At 41.5% G+C, this 19,133-nt stretch carries 23 protein-coding genes; 8 read left to right on the forward strand and 15 right to left on the reverse strand.

The annotated features are described in order from the left end of the window. Positions 1-142 precede the first annotated feature (142 nt). The 4 genes from gndA to SOI84_RS00710 are packed head-to-tail and all read left to right on the forward strand — an operon-like array spanning position 143 to position 3,334. Positions 143-1,561: an NADP-dependent phosphogluconate dehydrogenase gene (gene gndA, locus SOI84_RS00695; protein WP_320675482.1), complete on the forward strand. Its 1,419-nt coding sequence runs from the start codon at positions 143-145 to the stop codon at positions 1,559-1,561. Between the two features lie 7 nt (positions 1,562-1,568). Next, a complete protein-coding gene (gene pgl / locus SOI84_RS00700) occupies positions 1,569-2,285 on the forward strand; it encodes a 6-phosphogluconolactonase (protein WP_320674492.1) in 717 nt (238 codons plus the stop codon). A 52-nt stretch (positions 2,286-2,337) separates the two neighbouring features. Then, positions 2,338-2,919 (forward strand): CIA30 family protein, encoded by a 582-nt coding sequence (locus SOI84_RS00705; RefSeq protein ID WP_320674493.1) that lies wholly within the window; start codon positions 2,338-2,340, stop codon positions 2,917-2,919. Then, a complete protein-coding gene (locus SOI84_RS00710; protein WP_320674494.1) occupies positions 2,906-3,334 on the forward strand; it encodes a hypothetical protein in 429 nt (142 codons plus the stop codon). The genes SOI84_RS00705 and SOI84_RS00710 overlap by 14 nt, the downstream gene beginning before the upstream one ends. A gap of 12 nt (positions 3,335-3,346) precedes the next feature. On the opposite strand, the gene ilvD is transcribed toward SOI84_RS00710, so the two are convergent. From ilvD to SOI84_RS00725, 3 genes are read right to left on the reverse strand one after another with little or no spacing between them, the layout of a single operon-like run. Next, a complete protein-coding gene (gene ilvD, locus SOI84_RS00715; RefSeq protein WP_320674495.1) occupies positions 3,347-5,017 on the reverse strand; it encodes a dihydroxy-acid dehydratase in 1,671 nt (556 codons plus the stop codon). A 48-nt stretch (positions 5,018-5,065) separates the two neighbouring features. After that, positions 5,066-5,365 (reverse strand): hypothetical protein, encoded by a 300-nt coding sequence (locus tag SOI84_RS00720; protein WP_320674496.1) that lies wholly within the window; start codon positions 5,363-5,365, stop codon positions 5,066-5,068. A 24-nt stretch (positions 5,366-5,389) separates the two neighbouring features. After that, the gene (locus SOI84_RS00725) at positions 5,390-6,007 is read right to left on the reverse strand and encodes a uracil phosphoribosyltransferase (protein WP_320674497.1); all 618 of its coding nucleotides are present in this window, start codon (positions 6,005-6,007) and stop codon (positions 5,390-5,392) included. 84 nt (positions 6,008-6,091) lie between these two features. On the opposite strand from SOI84_RS00725, the gene SOI84_RS00730 reads away from it, so the two are divergent. Together SOI84_RS00730 and cobW are read left to right on the forward strand one after the other, a co-directional pair. Beyond that, the gene (locus SOI84_RS00730) at positions 6,092-6,592 is read left to right on the forward strand and encodes a pentapeptide repeat-containing protein (protein ID WP_320675483.1); all 501 of its coding nucleotides are present in this window, start codon (positions 6,092-6,094) and stop codon (positions 6,590-6,592) included. Between the two features lie 22 nt (positions 6,593-6,614). Further along, a complete protein-coding gene (cobW, locus tag SOI84_RS00735; protein ID WP_320674498.1) occupies positions 6,615-7,682 on the forward strand; it encodes a cobalamin biosynthesis protein CobW in 1,068 nt (355 codons plus the stop codon). Between the two features lie 10 nt (positions 7,683-7,692). On the opposite strand, the gene SOI84_RS00740 is transcribed toward cobW, so the two are convergent. Further along, positions 7,693-8,190: a hypothetical protein gene (locus tag SOI84_RS00740; RefSeq protein ID WP_320674499.1), complete on the reverse strand. Its 498-nt coding sequence runs from the start codon at positions 8,188-8,190 to the stop codon at positions 7,693-7,695. A gap of 550 nt (positions 8,191-8,740) precedes the next feature. On the opposite strand from SOI84_RS00740, the gene purS reads away from it, so the two are divergent. Further along, complete coding sequence (purS, locus tag SOI84_RS00745; protein WP_320674501.1) at positions 8,741-9,013, forward strand: phosphoribosylformylglycinamidine synthase subunit PurS; 273 nt, start codon at positions 8,741-8,743, stop codon at positions 9,011-9,013. A gap of 7 nt (positions 9,014-9,020) precedes the next feature. Then, entirely contained in the window at positions 9,021-9,674 is a 654-nt protein-coding gene (purQ, locus tag SOI84_RS00750) for a phosphoribosylformylglycinamidine synthase subunit PurQ (protein WP_320674502.1), read from the forward strand. Between the two features lie 113 nt (positions 9,675-9,787). Here the strand turns inward: purQ and fba are convergent, their stop codons facing one another. The 11 genes from fba to SOI84_RS00805 all read right to left on the reverse strand — a co-directional run bounded on the left by fba (position 9,788) and on the right by SOI84_RS00805 (position 19,121). Continuing rightward, complete coding sequence (fba, locus tag SOI84_RS00755; protein ID WP_320674503.1) at positions 9,788-10,861, reverse strand: class II fructose-bisphosphate aldolase; 1,074 nt, start codon at positions 10,859-10,861, stop codon at positions 9,788-9,790. 76 nt (positions 10,862-10,937) lie between these two features. After that, entirely contained in the window at positions 10,938-12,062 is a 1,125-nt protein-coding gene (locus SOI84_RS00760) for a Gfo/Idh/MocA family oxidoreductase (protein ID WP_320674504.1), read from the reverse strand. Then, on the reverse strand, positions 12,063-12,383 hold the full coding sequence (locus SOI84_RS00765) for a hypothetical protein (RefSeq protein ID WP_320674506.1): 321 nt from the start codon (positions 12,381-12,383) through the stop codon (positions 12,063-12,065). Beyond that, positions 12,380-13,261: an acetyl-CoA carboxylase, carboxyltransferase subunit beta gene (gene accD / locus SOI84_RS00770; RefSeq protein ID WP_320674507.1), complete on the reverse strand. Its 882-nt coding sequence runs from the start codon at positions 13,259-13,261 to the stop codon at positions 12,380-12,382. Before accD ends, SOI84_RS00765 begins: the two co-directional genes overlap by 4 nt. A gap of 157 nt (positions 13,262-13,418) precedes the next feature. After that, positions 13,419-13,637: a hypothetical protein gene (locus SOI84_RS00775; RefSeq protein ID WP_320674508.1), complete on the reverse strand. Its 219-nt coding sequence runs from the start codon at positions 13,635-13,637 to the stop codon at positions 13,419-13,421. Between the two features lie 154 nt (positions 13,638-13,791). After that, on the reverse strand, positions 13,792-14,682 hold the full coding sequence (locus tag SOI84_RS00780; protein WP_320674509.1) for a phosphoribulokinase: 891 nt from the start codon (positions 14,680-14,682) through the stop codon (positions 13,792-13,794). Positions 14,683-14,777: 95 nt separating this feature from the next. After that, on the reverse strand, positions 14,778-15,851 hold the full coding sequence (gene leuB / locus SOI84_RS00785) for a 3-isopropylmalate dehydrogenase (RefSeq protein WP_320674510.1): 1,074 nt from the start codon (positions 15,849-15,851) through the stop codon (positions 14,778-14,780). Positions 15,852-15,885: 34 nt separating this feature from the next. Continuing rightward, positions 15,886-16,929, reverse strand: a complete 1,044-nt coding sequence (lpxD, locus tag SOI84_RS00790) for a UDP-3-O-(3-hydroxymyristoyl)glucosamine N-acyltransferase (RefSeq protein ID WP_320674511.1) — start codon at positions 16,927-16,929, stop codon at positions 15,886-15,888. 1 nt (position 16,930) lies between these two features. After that, the gene (proB, locus tag SOI84_RS00795) at positions 16,931-18,073 is read right to left on the reverse strand and encodes a glutamate 5-kinase (RefSeq protein ID WP_320674512.1); all 1,143 of its coding nucleotides are present in this window, start codon (positions 18,071-18,073) and stop codon (positions 16,931-16,933) included. Next, the gene (locus tag SOI84_RS00800; protein WP_320674513.1) at positions 18,070-18,579 is read right to left on the reverse strand and encodes a YqeG family HAD IIIA-type phosphatase; all 510 of its coding nucleotides are present in this window, start codon (positions 18,577-18,579) and stop codon (positions 18,070-18,072) included. The genes proB and SOI84_RS00800 overlap by 4 nt, the downstream gene beginning before the upstream one ends. After that, positions 18,579-19,121: a DUF3727 domain-containing protein gene (locus SOI84_RS00805; protein WP_320674514.1), complete on the reverse strand. Its 543-nt coding sequence runs from the start codon at positions 19,119-19,121 to the stop codon at positions 18,579-18,581. The genes SOI84_RS00800 and SOI84_RS00805 overlap by 1 nt, the downstream gene beginning before the upstream one ends. Positions 19,122-19,133 lie beyond the last annotated feature (12 nt).

Consider the following 19,133-nt stretch of genomic DNA (forward strand, 5'->3'; position numbering starts at 1 on the left):
TTTAGGGGTCTTATTTTTATTGCTAGAGCCTTTTTAGATGCTTTATTGAGGAAAGGATGGTTTATTCCTGACAAACCGCTCGAGATTGCGGCAAGTCTCCTGTTGGTTAGTCACACTAACCCCAGTAGATATTCTTCTTGAAATGTCCAAGGCTCATTTCGGATTAATTGGTCTTGGTGTTATGGGCGAAAACCTCGTCTTAAATGCTGAGCGAAATGGTTTTTCAAGTGTTGTTTATAACCGCACATATTCCAAAACAGAAGAGTTCTTAAACGGACGTGGTGCTGGAAAACAGATTTCCGGTGCAAGAGACCTTAAAGATTTTGTAAACAAGTTAGATCGCCCTAGAAGGATCCTCATGATGATTAAGGCTGGATCTGCGATTGATTCGGTAATTGAATCGATTTCTCCTTATTTAGAAGTTGGTGATTTATTGATAGATGGGGGGAATTCAGAATTTCGTGATACTGAACGCAGAGTTTTGGAATTGGAAAGAAAAAGTTTTGGATTTATTGGGATGGGAATCTCAGGAGGATCTAAGGGAGCTCTTGAAGGGCCAAGCATGATGCCAGGCGGAACAAAGACTTCCTATGAGGCCATAGAGAGCCTAGTTTGCAAAATGTCTGCCCAGGTAGAAGATGGTCCTTGTGTGACTTATATCGGTCCAGGAGGCTCAGGCCATTTTGTTAAGACAGTGCATAACGGTATTGAGTATGCAATAGAGCAGATTCTTGCTGAGGCCTATGACCTTATGAAGCGTATATGTGGAATGTCAGGTGATGAGATCGCTGATGTTTTTAGAAGGTGGAATGCTACAGAACAGTTGTCTTCTTATTTGGTTGAAATAACTGAATCTTGCCTTCGTACGAAAGATTGTGGGGGGAAAGAGGATCTTGTTGAAAAGATTATGGATAAGGCCGGACAAAAAGGTACAGGATTATGGACTGTGCTTAGTGCTTTGGAGCTTGGTGCACCTGTACCAACAATTTATGCAGCTCTTAATGCTCGGGTAATGAGTTCAATGAAGGAGCAGAGAATATTGGCTCAACAAATTATTTCAGGTCCCTCTATAAAGTCTTTTGATCTTGGGAAGACAGATAATGATATGTCTTTTTTGATGGATGCAGTTGTGCTTGCTTGCTTCGCAAGCTATGCACAAGGGATGGAATTATTGCGAATTGGTTCGAATGAATATAACTACAAATTGAACATGCCTTCAATAGCTCAGATTTGGAAGGGAGGCTGCATTATTCGTTCTCAGCTTTTAGGTAGAATTCAAAATGCCTATAGTGCTTGCCCGGAGTTGCAAAACCTTCTAGTTGATCCTTGGTTTTCGCTAGAGGTGAATAGACGACTACCGGGGTTAGCCTCTGTAGTAGCAGGTGGTGTAGCAAGCGGGATTCCTTTACCCTGTTTGACCAGTACACTTGATTACATTAATAGCTATCGTACCGGACGGTTGCCACAGAACCTTGTTCAGGCTATGAGAGATTGCTTTGGTTCACATACCTACCAACGAGTAGATAAAGAAGGTATCTTTCATACAAATTGGATAGATTAAATATACGATGACGACTTATAAGTTGATTACGGCTAAAGACAAGCATGATTTGGCACGTCTTGCATGCGATGTAATTGCTTCAAGTATTGATCTTGTTCTTGACCAGAGAGATCGCTGTTCGTTAACTCTTTCAGGAGGATCGACACCACAAGCTACTTATGAATCCCTTGCAAGAGAACATTTGCCTTGGGATCGCGTTGATGTGTTCCTTGGAGACGAGCGTTGGGTTGATCTTAACGATGAAAGAAGTAATGCCAGAATGATTAGAGGGAGTCTATTGGCTAGTGGACCTGGGGCCAAGGCTACCTTTCACCCTATTCCTACCCTTGAATTTCCTAGTCCTGAACAAAGTGCTAGTGCATACTCCACTCTTCTTCAGAAACATTGTGACGGAGCCCCACCGATTCTTGATTTAGTACTACTTGGATTAGGAAATGATGGCCATACGGCATCTTTGTTTCCGTATTCATCTGCACTGAATGTAACTGATAAGGCCGCAACTGTTTGCAGGGGGAATGGATTAGAAAGGGTGACTATTACTTCTTCTGTTTTGAGCTCTGCTAGAAAAGTTATTTTTTTAGTAAGTGGAAAATCTAAGAATTTGGCCCTTAACCGGTTGCAGGATTTCTCTGAGCCTTTAGAGAGAACCCCAGCTCGTTTGATTCAACCAAATACTGAAGTCTTAATTCTTGCAGATAGACTTGCAGTCGAAGGAACTTTATAAGTTATTTTAACTATGCGTTCTTTCGCTGTTGCTTTTCTGAAACCACCTTTACGTGAAAAACGATTTATCCTCTTCAAAAGAACAAGAATCTTTTTGTCAGATATTATCTGAGGATCAGTTTTCAGAATGGACGTGTATTAATGACACAATTATGGGAGGTAATAGTCAAGCTGGGTGTGAAGTCACTTCAGAAGGTTTAGTTTTTGTTGGTAACCTTGTTGAAGAAGGAGGAGGTTTCGTAAGTTGTTGTTCTCCTCAAATTGATCCTGCTTTGGATCTTTCTAGCTTTCGTGGTTTGAGAATAATACTTGACGGCGATGGACGTAATATGAAGTTTGCAGTTGCCTGCGGAGCTAATACTTTTGTTTTTCCAGAGTTTTTTACAGGGGGGGTTAAATGGATCTCTGAATTTCCAACTCGAGAGTCAGACTCGACTACTGTAGACATATTTTTTGATAGTTTAAAGCCTACAATCCGGGCGAAAAAGGTAAGGGTGCCCTTGCGTTTTGATTCTTCTAAGATCATTCAATTTCAGTTGCTGCATTCAAAGTTTGGTAACCCTGGCCAATTAAATTCTCGATTCCGACCTGGGCCTATAAGGCTTTTATTGCGTTCTATTAGTGGAATCCTTTAATTTATCTCAAAGTTGGTGTGAAGTAATTGCTAAAGCGGCCGATGTCTGCCTTAAACCCTGGCGTCATGCCGTTGTGGGCACTGACAATATGCCTTGTCCAGATTCCAATTTAAATGATTTAAAGATAGGTGTTCAACAAGAGCCTCTTGATTTTGTAGTACGTATTGAATCAAGGGATTCTGAAGGATTACGGCACCCTGACCGTGATCTTGAACTAGAGGTCTACCGCAGTGGTAATGACGTCAACCTTCTTTTGAGTTGGTTTGGTCAGCCAGAGAGACCAATCCTTTGGCAAGGAAAGCATCCCGTTTGGATGGATGGAATTAATGGTAAAAAATGTGTGGTTCCAATTGATGGTGAGTTGATTGAGTCATTGGCTCGTAGGTTAAAAGCTTTACTTGAAACATCTTCTTGACTGGTCCAGATATTAAATTTGATCAGTAATAGCCCCTTTGCTAGAACTGCTTACTAACCGTCCATATTTGCCCAACACTCCTTTTGTATATCTAGATTTTGGTGCGATCCAAATTGAACGTCTCAGCTCCAGCTCGTTATCATCGACATTTAGCTGAATAAGGCTACGTTCTGCATTTATGGTAATGCTGTCACCTTCCTGAACTAAAGCGATTGTTCCACCTACGGCAGCTTCAGGTGCTACATGCCCAACAACCATCCCATAGGTTCCACCACTAAATCTACCGTCCGTAATAAGGGCAACTTTGTCTCCAAGGCCCTGCCCAACAATTGCTGATGTTGGAGCTAACATCTCGCGCATTCCTGGCCCTCCAACGGGACCTTCGTAACGGATCACAATGACATCACCGGCTTTAATTTGATTGTTTAAAATTGCTTCCAGGCAGGATTCCTCGCTTTCAAATACCCTTGCAGGACCAGTGATTTCTGGAGTCTTTACTCCACTTATTTTGGCCACACTTCCTTCACTAGCAAGATTCCCCTTGAGAATTGCTAAGTGCCCCTTTTTGTAAAGAGGTTTTGAAAGGGGGCGGATGATTTCTTGTGAATTTGGGGGTGTTGATGGAATGTTTTGAAGTGATTCTGTGATTGTTTTGCCCTCGATAGTGATGCATTCACCATGCAGTAAACCACCATCCAATAACAATTTCATAACCTGAGGAATCCCACCTGCTTTGTGTAAGTCGACAGTGACAAATCGTCCACTAGGCTTTAAATCACAAATCACAGGGACCTTTTGGCGAATCCTCTCAAAGTCGTCAATACATAGGTCGATACCGGCTGTTTTTGCTATCGCAAGAAGATGAAGAACTGCGTTTGTCGACCCACCAATAGCCATGACCACGCTAATAGCGTTTTCAAATGCTTTTTTTGAAAGAATATCTAAGGGGCGAATGTTTGCTTGAATTGCTTTTACTAGAGCATGGGCACTCTGTTTCGCATTTTCGGTCTTCTCTTCGTCTTCGGCTGCCATGGTTGAGCTGAAGGGGAGACTTAGCCCCATGGTTTCTATTGCAGCTGACATCGTATTAGCTGTGAACATTCCACCACAGCTTCCAGCCCCAGGGCAGGCATGCTTCTCAATTGCGAGAAGCTGCTCTTTATCAATCTTGCCGTTTGCAAATTGGCCGACTGCTTCAAAAGCACTTACAACTGTTAGATCAGAATTATTTAGCCTTCCTGGTTTGATTGTTCCTCCATAAACAAAAATTGCTGGAATATTCATTCTTGCCATGGCGAGCATGGCTCCTGGCATGTTTTTGTCACATCCCCCTATAGCTAATACTCCATCCATGCTCTGAGCATTACACGCAGTTTCTATTGCATCGGCTATTACTTCTCTTGAAACAAGGGAATATTTCATACCTTCTGTGCCCATTGAAATGCCATCGCTAACCGTGATGGTGCCGAACATTTGCGGCATGGCACCTTTATTTCTTAAAGCTTCCTCGGATGCTTTAGCTAAATCATTTAGGCCAAGATTACATGGTGTAATTGTGCTATAACCATTTGCAATACCGATAATTGGCTTGTTGAAATCATCATCATTAAACCCAACTGCACGAAGCATGGCTCGGTTTGGTGAGCGTTGAATCCCTCCGGTTATGGCGCTTGATCGAAGCATGATTGAGTTGTTGAGGTCTGGATTTTTGAAAAGGATAGAACTTGATTTTTAATTTCGTGCACCAAGATCTTCAAGTTGTTTCCTTACATCTGCTATTGCTGCATTGAGTTGCTCAACACGTTCTTCTAGCTGCTCACTGGTTTCAGTTTTCAATTTTGGCGATGAAGTCTCAAGAGCCTCGGAACCATCTTGCATTCGTGGGGCATATAGCATTGCTCTCTGCTTTCGTGTCTTTTGTCGACGTTCGGCTTCAGAAAAAAGCCACCAGGCCAAGCCTGCGGCTCCTAGGATGGCACCAGTTACCAGTGAGGTAAGACTGCTAGTTGAACCTTCGCGATATTGACTCATGGGAGCAGAAGCATTCCTCTAATCCTAGGTCGGGTCTGTTGTTCTGGTGTTCAGTCGCAACACTGGATTTCCAATTCCTGGTTTAATTTCACCATTTGGTGCTAGCTCAGGGTCTATGCAAGCACAATGAATAGTTAGATCTGGAATCACTTCTCCAATTCGTTTAAGGCCAGGACTAGAAGCCAAGGGAGTAATCAAACGAATTCGCCTAGCTTCTACGTTCTGCATACTAAGCCTTTTCAGCTCTTTAATAATTCGTTCTCCAGTGGCAATTTGGTCGATAAATAAAATTATTCCTTCATTATTTTTTATATTAGAAGGCACACCTTCTAGGCATAAGTCTGCGTTGGGAAGAACGCTTCTTGCTCCATTCCAGAGATGAACTCCGGTTGGAAGTATTGGGATTGCGATTAGAGGGATAGATGCTTCGACAATGGTTCCCTGTGTCTTCCCCTGAGGTGTGGTTATTTCTTCTACACGGGTTGGTATCCAATCTCTTATTGCTTCGTAAGTAAGCCATTTCCCAAGTTCTTCTAAGCCTGTTGCGTATATCGCTGGTGGTGTAGTTGATGTCCTTAGGAGAGTAAGCCAGTGAAAAATTAATGGATGTGGAGGGACGATAACTCTCAGTGCAATAGTCATGAGGTCGAAATAGCTGTTGATAGAGATCGAAGTTGGGAAAATTTTGGTTTAAGATCTATTTTTGCAGTACTTTTTAATTCCTCCATGTGGAATCAGTTAATTGCTTTTGTAGGGCCTCTTATTTCCCTTTGCACAATAGGATTTTTTGCTTCCATTGCATTGGCGATTACTCCACCAGAGATTAGAGGCCAGGGTGATCTGCCAATTTCACCCGACATGCATGGGCGAGATTTAAATAATTATGAGTTTGTAAAGTCAGATTTACGAGGTTTTGACTTTAGTGATGCTGATTTGCGAGGAGCTGTTTTCAATAATAGTCAGCTTCAGCAGGCAAACTTGCATGGTGCAGATTTGGAGGATGTTGTTGCTTTCGCAAGTATTTTTGAGGGAGCTAATCTTACAGATGCTAATTTTACAAATTGCTTATTAATGGAAAGTAACTTTAATGATGCCCAGATTGCTGGAGCAGATTTTACTAATGCAGTTATCGATAAGTCTCAACAGAAGAACCTTTGCATGAGGGCTGAAGGTACTAACTCCCAGACGGGAATTAGTACTTATGAAAGTCTTGCTTGTTCAGGTTAAGAAGGACTTTTAGAGGATTTTTATGGCTAAACGACTTCCTGTAACAGTTATCACTGGATTTCTAGGTAGTGGCAAGACAACACTTCTTCGACATTTGCTTTTAGAGGGGAAGCAACGGTTGGCAGTGATGGTTAATGAGTTTGGGAGTATTGGTTTAGATGGTGATCTAATTCGGAGTTGTGGTTTTTGTCCTGATGATGAGATTAATGGACGTTTAGTTGAATTAAATAATGGTTGTCTTTGTTGCACTGTTCAGGAGGACTTCCTCCCTACCATGGAAAGGTTGTTGAAAATTTCTGACCAGTTAGATGGAATAGTTGTTGAAACTAGTGGTTTAGCTTTGCCAAGGCCTCTTCTTCAGGCCCTTGATTGGCCTGAGGTACGAGCAGCTGTTTACGTTAATGGAGTAGTCACAATGGTTGATGGAGAAGCTCTTTCGGCAGGAAGTCCAGTGGGCGATCCAGAAGGCTTAAGACTTCAACGTGAGGCAGATCCCAATTTGGATCATCTGACGCCAGTTGAGGAGTTGTTTTCAGATCAATTAGAGTCTGCGGATTTGGTATTAATTAGTAGAGCTGACATTTTAGATAGCACAGTTTTAGAAGGCTTAAAAGTTGATTTAAAGGACTTTGTCCGCCCTGGAACCCCATTGATACCCGCCAATAATGGTCAAATTGACCCTTCTTTGGTTTTAGGGCTTGAGAAAGGAGTTCAAGACACCAATAATGACTCTTCACATTTAGACGATCAGCATGATGATGATCACCACCATGTTGAGGTTTTTGACGGTGTAGTTCGTTTAGAAATAGACATAGATACTGAGAAGCTAAAAGGTCATTTACGTGAATTAGTTTTGCGTCATCAGGTCGTTCGCCTAAAGGGTCGAGTCTGGTTGCATGAAAAAACTTTTCCGTTGCAAATTCAAATGGTTGGACCTCGCATTGATACCTGGTTTGAGGCTGCTCCTGATAATGCTTGGAAACCTTCTGTTGATGGTGTGGATTTTGTCGTGCTCTCTTTTCAGGAGAATGCGGATCACCAAATTGAAGAAGCTTTAGTAAAGGCTTTCTCTAAACAGGAAAATTTTTAGAAGTTCTTGATCAGCAGAAAGCACTTGTAGAACTTTTCCCCTTGATGAATACTCTTAAGTTTACCCCTGCTTCTAATGATGCTTTTAGAAGTTCTTCTTTTTGGTTGAGTTCGAGCCCTTCCCAGAAAGCATTGAAAACCTCTATAGAGGCTTTCCCAATGCCTACTACACCAACTATTGAGAAAGGAACACTCAACCATGGGAAACAGAGTAGTAAGACTCCCAATAGGAAGGTTGTAGTTACTCCATTGGAGATAGAGGTAGCAACTGAGGAAGTAAGGATTTGAATCTGTTCGTATCTAGAGATTAGTCCTTTTTTCCGTAGCGTTTCAGTCTTAAACCCTGTGAGAAGGCTCTGGTAGAGACCATAGATAACAACTGAACTTAATGTTGCTTTTTTTAAAAAATTAAAATTGCTTATTCCACTCTGGTAGTTATAGAGGTTCACTTGCGCCGAGTTGAAAGGTGCAAGTGCTGTAGACCCAAATTTGGAATTAAAATTTCGCAATGGTTTGAGTTTCCTGGAAATCTCTCCATTGGTCTTATTTCAGCAGGAAATCACAGTAATGCAAACAATCGAGTTTTTTTTGAACATCAGTTGAAGTAAATTCTTAAGAAACCTATTTGGAAGTCTGTTTTTCGAATCACTTTGCCAAAAGGACTAAAGAAATCAACAATTGCCTCAATGGGGTTGTTCATTCTGTTTGGATTAGCGATCGTTGATCTGCAAAGAAGGGGATTCGATTGTGGATTTCCTCCCAAATTTTAACAAAATCAGGAGATTAAGTGGCCCAGCTGACTGCAAAAACAAAAGAGAAGCTCTGTTGTTTTGATCAGGTGAATTTCAAATCGGATTCAATCTGTTCTCATTGTGGTGGGAATGGCTATACAAAGAGCTCTCCAAATTGCTACCGCACATGTTTTGATTGCCTAGGTAGAGGTATATCTTTAAGCTCTGCTCTGAATTGAATTTGGGATTTCTCCTCGTTTCAGATTCTAATAAGGCTTTCTTTCAGAAGGGTTTTCACAATTGCCCTACATGATTTTTTTTTAATTTAATGGCTAACTTTCAAGCTCGTGTTTTTGTCAATCTTAGGCCTTCTGTCCTTGACCCTGCAGGGGAAGCCGCTAGATCAGCCGCTAAAAGATTGGGCGTGGATGGGATTCAGAAACTCAGAATTGGTAAATTAGTTGATCTTTCTATAGACGCCACTAATGAGAAAGAAGCACGTCAAAGGGTAGAAATGCTTGCAGAAAGACTCTTGTCAAACCCTGTTATTGAAGATTGGAGTCTTGAGATTAATGCTTCAGAGTCTTCGCTTTTAGATTGAGGAAATTATGAGCATTGGCGTAGTGATTTTCCCTGGATCAAATTGTGATCGAGACGTTAGATGGGCTGCTGAAGGTATTCTTGGGATCCCAACAAAGTTTTTATGGCATGAGACAACAGATTTGTCAGGCCTAGAAGCAGTTGTACTTCCTGGTGGTTTTAGTTATGGGGATTATCTTCGTTGCGGAGCAATAGCTCGTTTTGCTCCAGTTCTCAACTCTCTCCTGGAATTTGTTGATAGAGGTGGAAGAGTTTTGGGTATTTGCAATGGCTTTCAAATATTAACCGAACTTGGACTTTTACCCGGTGCCCTTACAAGGAATAGAGGCCTTAACTTTATTTGTAGATCTGTTGAATTAAATGTTGTGAGTAATAGATCCTGCTGGTTAAAAGCTAAAGATCAAGGAGATCTTTTAACCTTGCCAATTGCTCATGGTGAAGGGCGTTATCACTGTACTGAGGAAACACTTTTTAGGCTTCAGGATGATAATTTAATTGCATTAAAATATAAAGATAATCCCAATGGCTCAATAGATGATATAGCAGGAATTACAAATTCCTCTGGGAATGTTTTTGGCTTAATGCCTCACCCTGAGAGAGCTTGTGATTCAGTTTTGGGAGGTATTGATGGTCAAGTAATAATGGAGGCTTTACTTGGATGAAATTCATTTTTTCTCGTAAATAAGTATTTTAAAAAGCTTATTTTTTAGCCTATTGCTCGATTTATAGAATAGTGAAGGGAAAGGAGATTAAATACCTTTCCCTAGATTTTGCTTCAAGCTGCTACGGCTGTTTTGGGGTCAAGTTGACCTTTTGAATAAAGACCAGCGTAGTAATTAATACTTTCTTGCTTGATTTTGCTTGCTTGTCCTGCACACCAGAACTGTTGGTATCGGTCTAAGCAAACTTGCTTCATATATTTGCGTGCAGGCTTGTTGAAATGACGAGGGTCGAAGTTGGTTGGATCGGCTGCAGCTGCCTCACGGACAGCTGCAGTGAAAGCAAGTCTGTTGTCAGTATCAATGTTGACTTTGCGAACACCATTTCTAATACCTTCTTGTATTTCCTCAACAGGTACACCATAAGTTTCGGGGATTGAGCCACCAAACTTATTAATCATATCAAGCCATTCTTGAGGTACTGAGCTTGAGCCGTGCATTACAAGATGAGTATTAGGTAATGCTTTGTGTATTTCTGCAATTCTACTTATGGCTAGTACTTCACCAGTAGGTTTTCTAGTGAACTTGTAGGCACCATGGCTTGTTCCAATTGCGATAGCCAATGCGTCAACTTTAGTTTTTGCTACGAAATCTGCAGCTTCATTGGGATCTGTAAGAAGCATGTCTTTGGATAGCTCACCTTCAAAGCCATGACCGTCTTCTGCTTCTCCTTTGCCAGTTTCAAGTGAGCCTAAGCAACCCAATTCTCCCTCAACACTTACTCCTACTGAGTGTGCAAAATCTACAACTGTTTTTGTAACCTTTACATTGTATTCATAACTTGCTGGCGTCTTAGCATCAGCTTCTAAAGAGCCATCCATCATTACTGAAGTGAAACCATTTATTGCTGCTGAATAGCAAGTGGATGGGTCATTACCATGGTCCTGGTGCATTACAACAGGAATGTTCGGATAGGTTTCTGTTGCAGCAATAATGAGATGACGAAGAAAAATTTCGCCTGCATAGCTTCGAGCTCCTCGTGATGCCTGCAGAATTACAGGACTATCAGTTTCTTGAGCAGCTTCCATGATGGCTTGAACCTGCTCAAGGTTGTTCACATTGAATGCAGGGATTCCATAGCCGTTTTCTGCGGCGTGGTCTAGCAAAAGCCTTAGCGGAACAAGGGCCATCGATGTCTCCGGAGTATCTGGCAGACCCTTTAAGGGGCCTTTGGGCCAGGACTTTAAAAGATGGAGGTCATATATGTCACGTAAAAGTATCGATTGCTAGTTGAAGACCGCTTTTAGTGGATTCCTTTAAGGCATCGCAAACTAATTGGCTAAGAAGACCTTCGCTAAGCCCTGGGATCATTGGAAGACCGTTCTGAATGCTATTTGCCCACCATCGTTGAATTCTTTTGACAGGAGCAATTCGGCCATCACTCCAGGTGGTTTTGAATGCCAAGTCACTATCGGGTTGGATGTCTTTATAGGGTTCCCCTGCTCTTGACACTCTCAGGCTGAATCCATGTACGTAGTCTTTTTGATTGTCACTGCCTATTAGAAGGGTCCCCTCGGTGCCGTAAACCTCTATCCAGCAGCCTCTCCCTTGCTGCGCAATAGATGAAATACTGACTTGTGCTGGAATTTCTGTTGATATAAAGGGGGTTTTTAACTTTAATTGAGCTAGACAAACATCCTCACTATCGACTTCCATTATCTTTCCTGTTTTTGGATTTAAGCGTTCTTTAATAGATGTTGAGGTAAGCCCATGTATCTGTGTTGTTGGTCCAAAAAGCCAATGCAGAATGTCAAATGCATGTGTCCCAAGAGCCCCTATTACTCCTCCACCTTCTGTAGAACTTGAATACCAATTCCATGGTCTTGCTGGATTCGCTCTGCTTCCCATTAGCCAATCAAATTTCACAAGCAATGGAGTTCCTATTGCACCATTTTCCAGCAAGCGTTTAGCTTGCATAAATAAAGGGACTGCTCTGTACTCGAAATCAACAGCCACGCTTAAGTTCTTTTCAAGTGCCAATCGTTGAAGGTCTGCAATTTCGTTGGCGAATAGTGCAACTGGTTTTTCTAAAAGTAAATGCTTATTGGCTTGAAGTGCTTCTTTCGCCATTTGAAAGCGAGGAGCAGGTGGCGTGGCAATTATCACTGCTTTGATTGAGGGATTTTTTAGGACTTCATCCCAATTTTGATAACCCTCAAGTTCATTTTTCTTGCAAGCTTGTTCAAGACGATCTGACCTTGGATGCCAAAGACTTATCGGGGCAAAGAGGTCTTCATTTGCTTGCAAAGCAGGCAAATGAACTGACTCTCCAAAGCCAAGGCCGGCAATCGCAACACTGATCTTTTCTTGCCTGTTAAATATATTTGTCATTTATACTACCTCGTTTGAGACAACTTTGTGGATGATGTTCACCGCGAGAATATATTTCTTTGAGGACTCCAAAAGAGATATATTTTTAGTAATGGCATTTACTGATTTATCTTCATAGAGTTCGTTCTGAAAAACTTTGTGCCTCATAAAGTGAGCTTTTGCTTTTGATTGCCCTTCAAGATGAGGTTTCGTTAGAAATATTGCTTTTATTGATAGTTTTCCATTTTTCCATTTGCCTGGACTTTTTAAACCGTACCAGTGCCTATCTTGTTTTGCAATAACTACTTCCTTCACTTTAAATACTCGTGCAAATATGTTCATCTTCTTGAGATTTTTAAGGGTAGACTTCCATGTAGTTTCATGAGATTAGAGAGTGTTGTTTTGAGTTTTGTACGGGGAACAATTGTGTCCACAAAACCATGCTCTTGAAGGTACTCAGCAGTTTGAAAGTTATCAGGAAGTTTTTCTCTTAATGTCTGCTCTATTACTCTCCTGCCTGCAAAACCTATAAGAGCTTTTGGCTCGGCAAGAATTAGATCGCCAAGCATTGCAAAGCTGGCAGTTACACCTCCAGTAGTTGGATGAGTTAGCAATGGCATATACAACAGTTGAGCTTCCTTATGACGTTCCAGGGCTCCCGAAATCTTAGCCATTTGCATAAGACTTAGCATTCCTTCCTGCATTCGAGCACCACCTGATGCACAAACTATAAGTAGTGGAACCTTTTCCTTTGTTGCCATTTCTACCAGTCGAGTAATTTTTTCTCCAACTACGGATCCCATGGATCCACCCATGAAACGAAAGTCCATTACGCCAAGTGCCAAAGGCATTTCTTCGACTAGGCAAATACCAGTGACCACACCATCCTTAAGGCCAGTACTTGCCTGACTTTCACGTAATCGATCTGCATATGCGCGCCTATCTTTAAAGCCAAGTGGATCTGTTGGGCTTAAATCTTTATCAAAAACTTTAAAGGTATTTTCATCTGCTATAAGAGAAATTCTTTCCTCGCTGTTAATACGGTTGTGATAGCCACAATTACTGCAGACACTAGCGTTTGCAAGTAGGTCTTTTCGGTACACAACTTGTCCACACTCTGGACATTTACACCAAAGACCGTCGCTTTCTTCAGTTTCTTGGTTCACTTTGCCAACAAATTGGCCTTTGCGACGATCAGCAAACCAGTCAAATAGTGACACGGAATTTAAAGTATTTGATTCTATTAAAGACCGTCCAGGTTCTTCTGAACATCATAAAAGCATCAAAGTGAATTTTATTTTGACTATTTTCTGGAAACTTTGAGTTGAATCCCTAGAGGAAGATAGATTCCGTAAAGCAACTTTTAGTTTCTACTCCCTAAGGCTTTTTAGCTTTACTTCTAGAAAGTGTCTTTTGCTTTTGCCTCAATAGGCCTATTTCAATGAATAGTTCTTCCGGTAGCAAGACAGGGGGATGATATACGACACGTCCTTCTCCATTGCCTTCTTTGAGAACTACCCCAAAGGGTTCATTCTCCTGGCAAAAACTGGTTATGTGCTTGAAGTAAATTCGCCTGGCTTGGTTTATAAGAGTCATGCTGTTGTGACAGTCCCACCTTGGATGTGGCTTATGGATACCACCTGAACCTTGTATTAAAAATGATGGTTGAATAGTTGAGATAAGATTGTCTTTTTAGGATATATATATATTAATAGTATTAATCCAATTTGGTAAGCATACTTTGAAAAAGTTATTTCTCATGAATCATTCTGTGAATGATAGGAGTTAGGATTAGTTCCATTGCAAAGCCCATCTTGCCTCCATTAACAACAATACTTGTGGGGCTAGACATGAATGAATCGTGAATCATTGAGAGTAAATAGTTGAAGTCTATTCCCCATTTTTCACGCGAACCCTTTCGAAAATGAATGATTACAAAGCTTTCATCTGGGGTAGGTATGTTCCTGCAAATAAAGGGGTTGGATGTATCTACAGTTGGGATCCTTTGAAAGTTGATATCTGTTCTCCCAAATTGAGGGGTTATATGGTTTATATAATCAGGCATTCTCCTTAGGATAGTGTCTACAATTGCTTCTGCTGAATATCCCCTTTCAGCATTGTCACGGTGGATTTTTTGTATCCACTCAAGATTAGTTATTGGAACCACTCCTACGAGGAGGTCAGCAAAAGAGGCGACATCGTAATTTTCTCCTACAACACCACCGTGAAGCCCTTCGTAGAAGAGAACATCTGTACCTTTAGGGATTTGTTCCCAAGGGGTAAATTGGCCAGGGTCTAGGTTTGTCCCAAGTCTTGCATTGTGTTCTGCTGCTTCTTCGGGACTATGGAGGTAATAACGTTTTTCTCCGGTCCCAGTTTGGCCATATGTTTTGAAAAGTTCTTCTAGTTTTTCAAATAGATTAGCTTCAGGACCAAAGTGTGAAAAATTCTCTCCTTTTGAAAGTGCATCTGCCATTGCTTCTTTCATGGGAGCTCTTTCAAACCGGTGATAGCTATCGCCCTCAACAACTGCAGGTACTATGTTCTCACGGGCGAAAATATGCTCGAAGGCTCTTTTTACAGTACTAGTTCCTGCTCCTGATGAACCTGTAACGGCTACAACGGGGTGGCGCTTCGACATCTTCGCTGAGATTTACTTCTATGCGATTTTGGCAGGTCAACTGCCAAACACAGCGATTTTTTGAAAGATGGGTGACTTGTAACAAGATTTTGAAATCAGAGTGCTTTTAATAATTCATTCCCTATTTCTTCACAACCCAGTTCTGTACAGCTTTCGTTGGCAAGATCTTTAGTTCGAAAGCCTGCACTTAAAACTTTGTCCACAGATGTTTCTAGAGCCTCAGCTGCTTTTGTTTCTTTAAGTCCAATTCTCAGCATCATTGAGGCTGAGAGAACCATTGCTAGGGGGTTGGCAAGGTTTCTTCCTGCGATATCTGGAGCAGAACCATGGACAGGTTCAAATAGGCCAGGTCCCTTGCTGCCTAAAGAAGCTGAAGGAAGCATGCCTATTGAGCCACTAAGCATGGCAGCTTCATCACTAAGAATGTCGCCAAAAAGATTGCTTGTTAGGAGTACATCAAATTGTCTTGGATCTTTCACTAATTGCATTGCTGCATTGTCTACATATAGATGATTAACTTCAATGTCGGGGTTCTGTTGCTTCAAGATTTCTACCCTTTCTCTCCAAAGTTGGCTGACATCTAGAACATTTGCCTTGTCAACAGAACAAAGCTTTCCTTTGCGTTGTTTTGCTAATTCGAAGCCCACTTTAGCTATTCGATCAATTTCACTAGTGCAATAAGACATTGTATTAAATGCTCTTTCTTCAGTATTAGTTTTTATTCGTCCTTTTGGTTTAGCAAAATAAATACCGCCTGTTAATTCACGAACTACTAGTAGATCGACTCCTTCTATTACTTCTTTTTTTAGGGTGCTAGCGCTAGTTAGAGCAGGGCGAATCTTTACGGGCCTTAAGTTGGCAAATAATTCGAGGCCTGCTCTTAGTTCTAACAGACCAGTTTCAGGTCTTTTTTCTCTTGGGAGTGTGTCATATTTTGGGTCACCTATTGCGGCTAGCAAAACTGAATCACTTTTTTTGCATGCAGATAGGGTTGCCTCTGGTAAGGGCGTCCCATTTGTTTCAATTGCTGATCCACCGATTTGGTGCTGCTCAAAAATGAGCTGAAAACCATGTTTTTTGCTTACAGCCTCTAATAAGAGTCTTGTTACAGAGGTGATTTCTGGACCAATACCATCACCTGGCAATAGAACGACTTGGTGTTGGCGCATATTGATGTTGGGACTATGGAAATATCAATAGAGATTACTGATTGGCTTTGTTTTTGAGCTCGCGAAGAGTTTTGGTTATTTCGGGTAGTTTGCTGAATGCAGCTGAGCAACGAAGCCAAAGACGATTTGGAATAGCTGGAAATCCGCTCACGACTTCGTTAGCAGAAACGACACCATGAATACCACTTTTCGAACTGGCTATCACGTGATCACCAATGATTGCTCGGTTGGCGACACCAACTTGTCCTGCAAGGATTACTCCATTCCCAAGTTGTGCTCCACCTGCGATACCAACTTGGGAAGCAATTGCACAACCTTTACCAGTCTTCACACCATGGCCAATTTGTACCAAATTATCTATTTTCGTACCTGCTCCAATGAGAGTTTCACCTACACATGGACGGTCGATTGTTGAATTAGAACCAACCTCTACCTCGTCCTCCAGAATGACTGATCCAGTTTGGGGCATTTTTCTCCATCCTTTTGATGTTGGAACAAAGCCGAACCCCTCAGATCCAATAACTGCATTTGAGTTCACAATACATTTTTGTCCTAATTGACAACCTGAGTGAATAACTACGTTGGCATGTAATTCATTTAATTCGCCAATGACAACGTCTTCATAGATAATTGTTCCTGGATGAAGAACACTTCCTGCACCTATCTTTGACCGGTCACCGATAAAAACATTTGCACCAATTGATACATTTTCCCCAATGACTACCTCTTCACCGACGACTGCAGTTGGATGCATACCTGTTGGTGGAGAAGTTTTGATTTGGAGTAAATCAAGTGTTTCGGCGAAGGCTAGGCGGGGATCTTTTACAGTTGCCCAAGCAATTCCTTTTTCTTTAGCTAGTAAGCAAAGATCTTCGTTGTTTGGGAGTAAAATCGCATCAACTTCACTAACATTTAAAGCAGTAGACAATTTGCTATTTTTCTCCAGAAAGCTTATTTGTTGCGATTTCCCCTTATCTATAGAGGCTCCGCTGATAATTTCTGGGTCACCTCCAATTTCGTAAGAAAGAAGGCCTGCTTCACTTTCTTTCAGAATATTGATTATTGAGCTGAAAAACATTTTAAGAAATCTTTAGGGATGGATCTTGAGTCTCTCTATTGGAATTGTCTACTTCTCTTCTCGTAATTACCATGAAGTCCCGATGAATCACAATAGGAGAACGACCGGAAGAAGTGGTTGTAATTTTTTCTTGAAGTATCTTCGCACTACTTAGGGAACAAAGTCCCCGCGCAAGTTCACTACCATCAGGGCTCAATAGTCTTACAGGTTGGTTAGCAGTAAATTCTCCAACAATCTTTTTTACCCCTACCAAAAGGAGGGATGCACCTTTATTTTGTAAAGCCTTACAGGCACCCTCGTCTATATGTAGATCACCTTGTGGCTTTAATGCATGAGCAAGCCAACTTTTTCTACTAGGAAAAGGTTTCGGACTTGGATAGAAAACTGTTCCTCCTCTAGAACCGTTAAGCATTTCGTCTAAGGCTTTTGGATCTCGTCCATCAGTTAGATGAACTGTTATTCCGCTATCAGTAGCAATCCTTGCAGCTGCTAGTTTTGTAGTTATCCCCCCAGTTCCCCAACTACCTCCTTTGGCACCTTTTGTTTGAGCTTCGAGAGTTGTCAATCCATCAGGGTAATGAACTTCAGTAATAGGATATGCGTTTGCATCTTTTCGGGGATCTGATGAGTAAAGACGATCGATATCTGTAAGAAGAATTAACTGGTCGGCATTTATTGCGCTAGCAACAAGAGCCGACAGTGTGTCATTGTCACCAAAACGTAATTCCTCCTGGGAAACAGTGTCATTCTCATTGACTACTGGCATCACTCCCCATTCAAGAAGTTTACGGAGCGTGTTTGATGCATTGCAATAACCCTGTTTAGATTCAAGGTCTGATCTTGTGAGCAAAATTTGTGCAACCATGGCTTTATGGCGTCCCATGGCGGCTTCGTACAGAGACATCAGGTAGCCCTGCCCTATCGCCGCAGTTGCTTGTAGTGAAACCACATCTCCTGGACGTTGTCTTAGACCAAGTTTGTGGGAGCCGAGTCCAACTGCTCCACTTGTGACAAGAACAACTTTTTCACCTTTTTGTATGCTGCTAGCGATGTATTTGCTATAGCTGTTGATCATGTCAATGGTTGACCTTTCTTTTGTCCCTCTGAGCAGACTCGTGCCGATTTTTATCACCCATAAGCTCATTGTTTGATCCTCCCTATTAAATTCGCAATACTTTGTTCGAGAAATTGAATCTTGTTATTTTCGTTAGGATAACCGTTAGTTTGCAGTGGTTTCACTAGAACTGTATATAGTCCAATTCGGTTACCCACTAAAATATCTGTAAAGAGACGATCGCCTACGATCGCTGTATTTGATGGACTTGCTTGCAGTTGGCTCATCACTTTCAATAAAGCTTTTTTACGAGGCTTTGCAGCACCGCAGGTAAATTTAAGCTCTAAGTGACTTGCTACAGAGCCGATTCTTTTTACAGATGGGTTATTGCTTAAAAGGTGTATCTGCAGATATTTCTTTGTCTCAAAGACCCATTTTCTAACAGAATCATGTACCACGATACCCCTACCTGTAATCAGGGTACCGTCTACATCTAAAACCAAAGCCTTTATTCCTTTTTGTAGAAAATGTTCAATAGGCAGACTAGGAACTGTTAGGCCTGGATTCCAATCAGGTTGAAGCCAGTTTTGGCTCATCAGTTGGATGACTCCCTTTCTTCTAACTCTGCCTCAATAAGGGGTTGAATCCTGTCGAACTCTTGATCTTCTACAAGTATGGCTTTCCCGTCTATTAGTTTTGCCACAATGAAAAATGGATCTAAAGGTATATAAAGCCCATATTCTTTGTCATCAACTTTGAAGCTAACTAATAGTTCGTATGTTTCTGATTCGTCATCAATTGAATCATCTTCAAGTTCTTCTGGATCTGGTTCTTCTAGTTCTCCAGTCACTGTTAGCGTTACTGCTGAGCGAACAAGAGTCAAATCATGCTCTTGCAGGACCACATCAGCTACTGCGAGGATAGGTTCGCTACTAGTGATTGTTTCAATCAACTCTGGATCTACTCCTTCTGTTAAACGAAATAGAGATACAGGTGTGTCTACAGGAGTAAGTAATGCATATTCTTTTTCTTCAAGAGGTATTAACTCTTCTAGGAAACATAAAAGATCAGCACCATTGTTATCTTTTACCAGTACTGTTGGCACCTCTCCGTTGGTATCAGGTGTTTGAACTGACATGAGTTTTCGGAC

It is taken from the genome of Prochlorococcus sp. MIT 1341, assembly GCF_034092415.1.
GTDB lineage: Bacteria > Cyanobacteriota > Cyanobacteriia > PCC-6307 > Cyanobiaceae > AG-363-P08.

Bases quoted from the DNA above. Each gene is read 5' to 3' on its own strand.
- SOI84_RS00725 (WP_320674497.1), bottom strand. From the start codon at position 6,007: ATGACTATTGCACTGAGAGTTATCGTCCCTCCACATCCATTAATTTTT.
- SOI84_RS00760 (WP_320674504.1), bottom strand. From the start codon at position 12,062: ATGACAAATATATTTAACAGGCAAGAAAAGATCAGTGTTGCGATTGCC.
- SOI84_RS00730 (WP_320675483.1), top strand. From the start codon at position 6,092: ATGTGGAATCAGTTAATTGCTTTTGTAGGGCCTCTTATTTCCCTTTGC.
- gndA (WP_320675482.1), top strand. From the start codon at position 143: ATGTCCAAGGCTCATTTCGGATTAATTGGTCTTGGTGTTATGGGCGAA.
- SOI84_RS00805 (WP_320674514.1), bottom strand. From the start codon at position 19,121: ATGTCAGTTCAAACACCTGATACCAACGGAGAGGTGCCAACAGTACTG.
- proB (WP_320674512.1), bottom strand. From the start codon at position 18,073: ATGAGCTTATGGGTGATAAAAATCGGCACGAGTCTGCTCAGAGGGACA.
- leuB (WP_320674510.1), bottom strand. From the start codon at position 15,851: ATGCGCCAACACCAAGTCGTTCTATTGCCAGGTGATGGTATTGGTCCA.
- purQ (WP_320674502.1), top strand. From the start codon at position 9,021: ATGAGCATTGGCGTAGTGATTTTCCCTGGATCAAATTGTGATCGAGAC.
- fba (WP_320674503.1), bottom strand. From the start codon at position 10,861: ATGGCCCTTGTTCCGCTAAGGCTTTTGCTAGACCACGCCGCAGAAAAC.
- SOI84_RS00780 (WP_320674509.1), bottom strand. From the start codon at position 14,682: ATGTCGAAGCGCCACCCCGTTGTAGCCGTTACAGGTTCATCAGGAGCA.
- ilvD (WP_320674495.1), bottom strand. From the start codon at position 5,017: ATGCTTCGATCAAGCGCCATAACCGGAGGGATTCAACGCTCACCAAAC.
- cobW (WP_320674498.1), top strand. From the start codon at position 6,615: ATGGCTAAACGACTTCCTGTAACAGTTATCACTGGATTTCTAGGTAGT.
- lpxD (WP_320674511.1), bottom strand. From the start codon at position 16,929: ATGTTTTTCAGCTCAATAATCAATATTCTGAAAGAAAGTGAAGCAGGC.
- pgl (WP_320674492.1), top strand. From the start codon at position 1,569: ATGACGACTTATAAGTTGATTACGGCTAAAGACAAGCATGATTTGGCA.
- SOI84_RS00775 (WP_320674508.1), bottom strand. From the start codon at position 13,637: ATGACTCTTATAAACCAAGCCAGGCGAATTTACTTCAAGCACATAACC.
- SOI84_RS00720 (WP_320674496.1), bottom strand. From the start codon at position 5,365: ATGAGTCAATATCGCGAAGGTTCAACTAGCAGTCTTACCTCACTGGTA.
- SOI84_RS00765 (WP_320674506.1), bottom strand. From the start codon at position 12,383: ATGAACATATTTGCACGAGTATTTAAAGTGAAGGAAGTAGTTATTGCA.
- SOI84_RS00800 (WP_320674513.1), bottom strand. From the start codon at position 18,579: ATGAGCCAAAACTGGCTTCAACCTGATTGGAATCCAGGCCTAACAGTT.
- purS (WP_320674501.1), top strand. From the start codon at position 8,741: ATGGCTAACTTTCAAGCTCGTGTTTTTGTCAATCTTAGGCCTTCTGTC.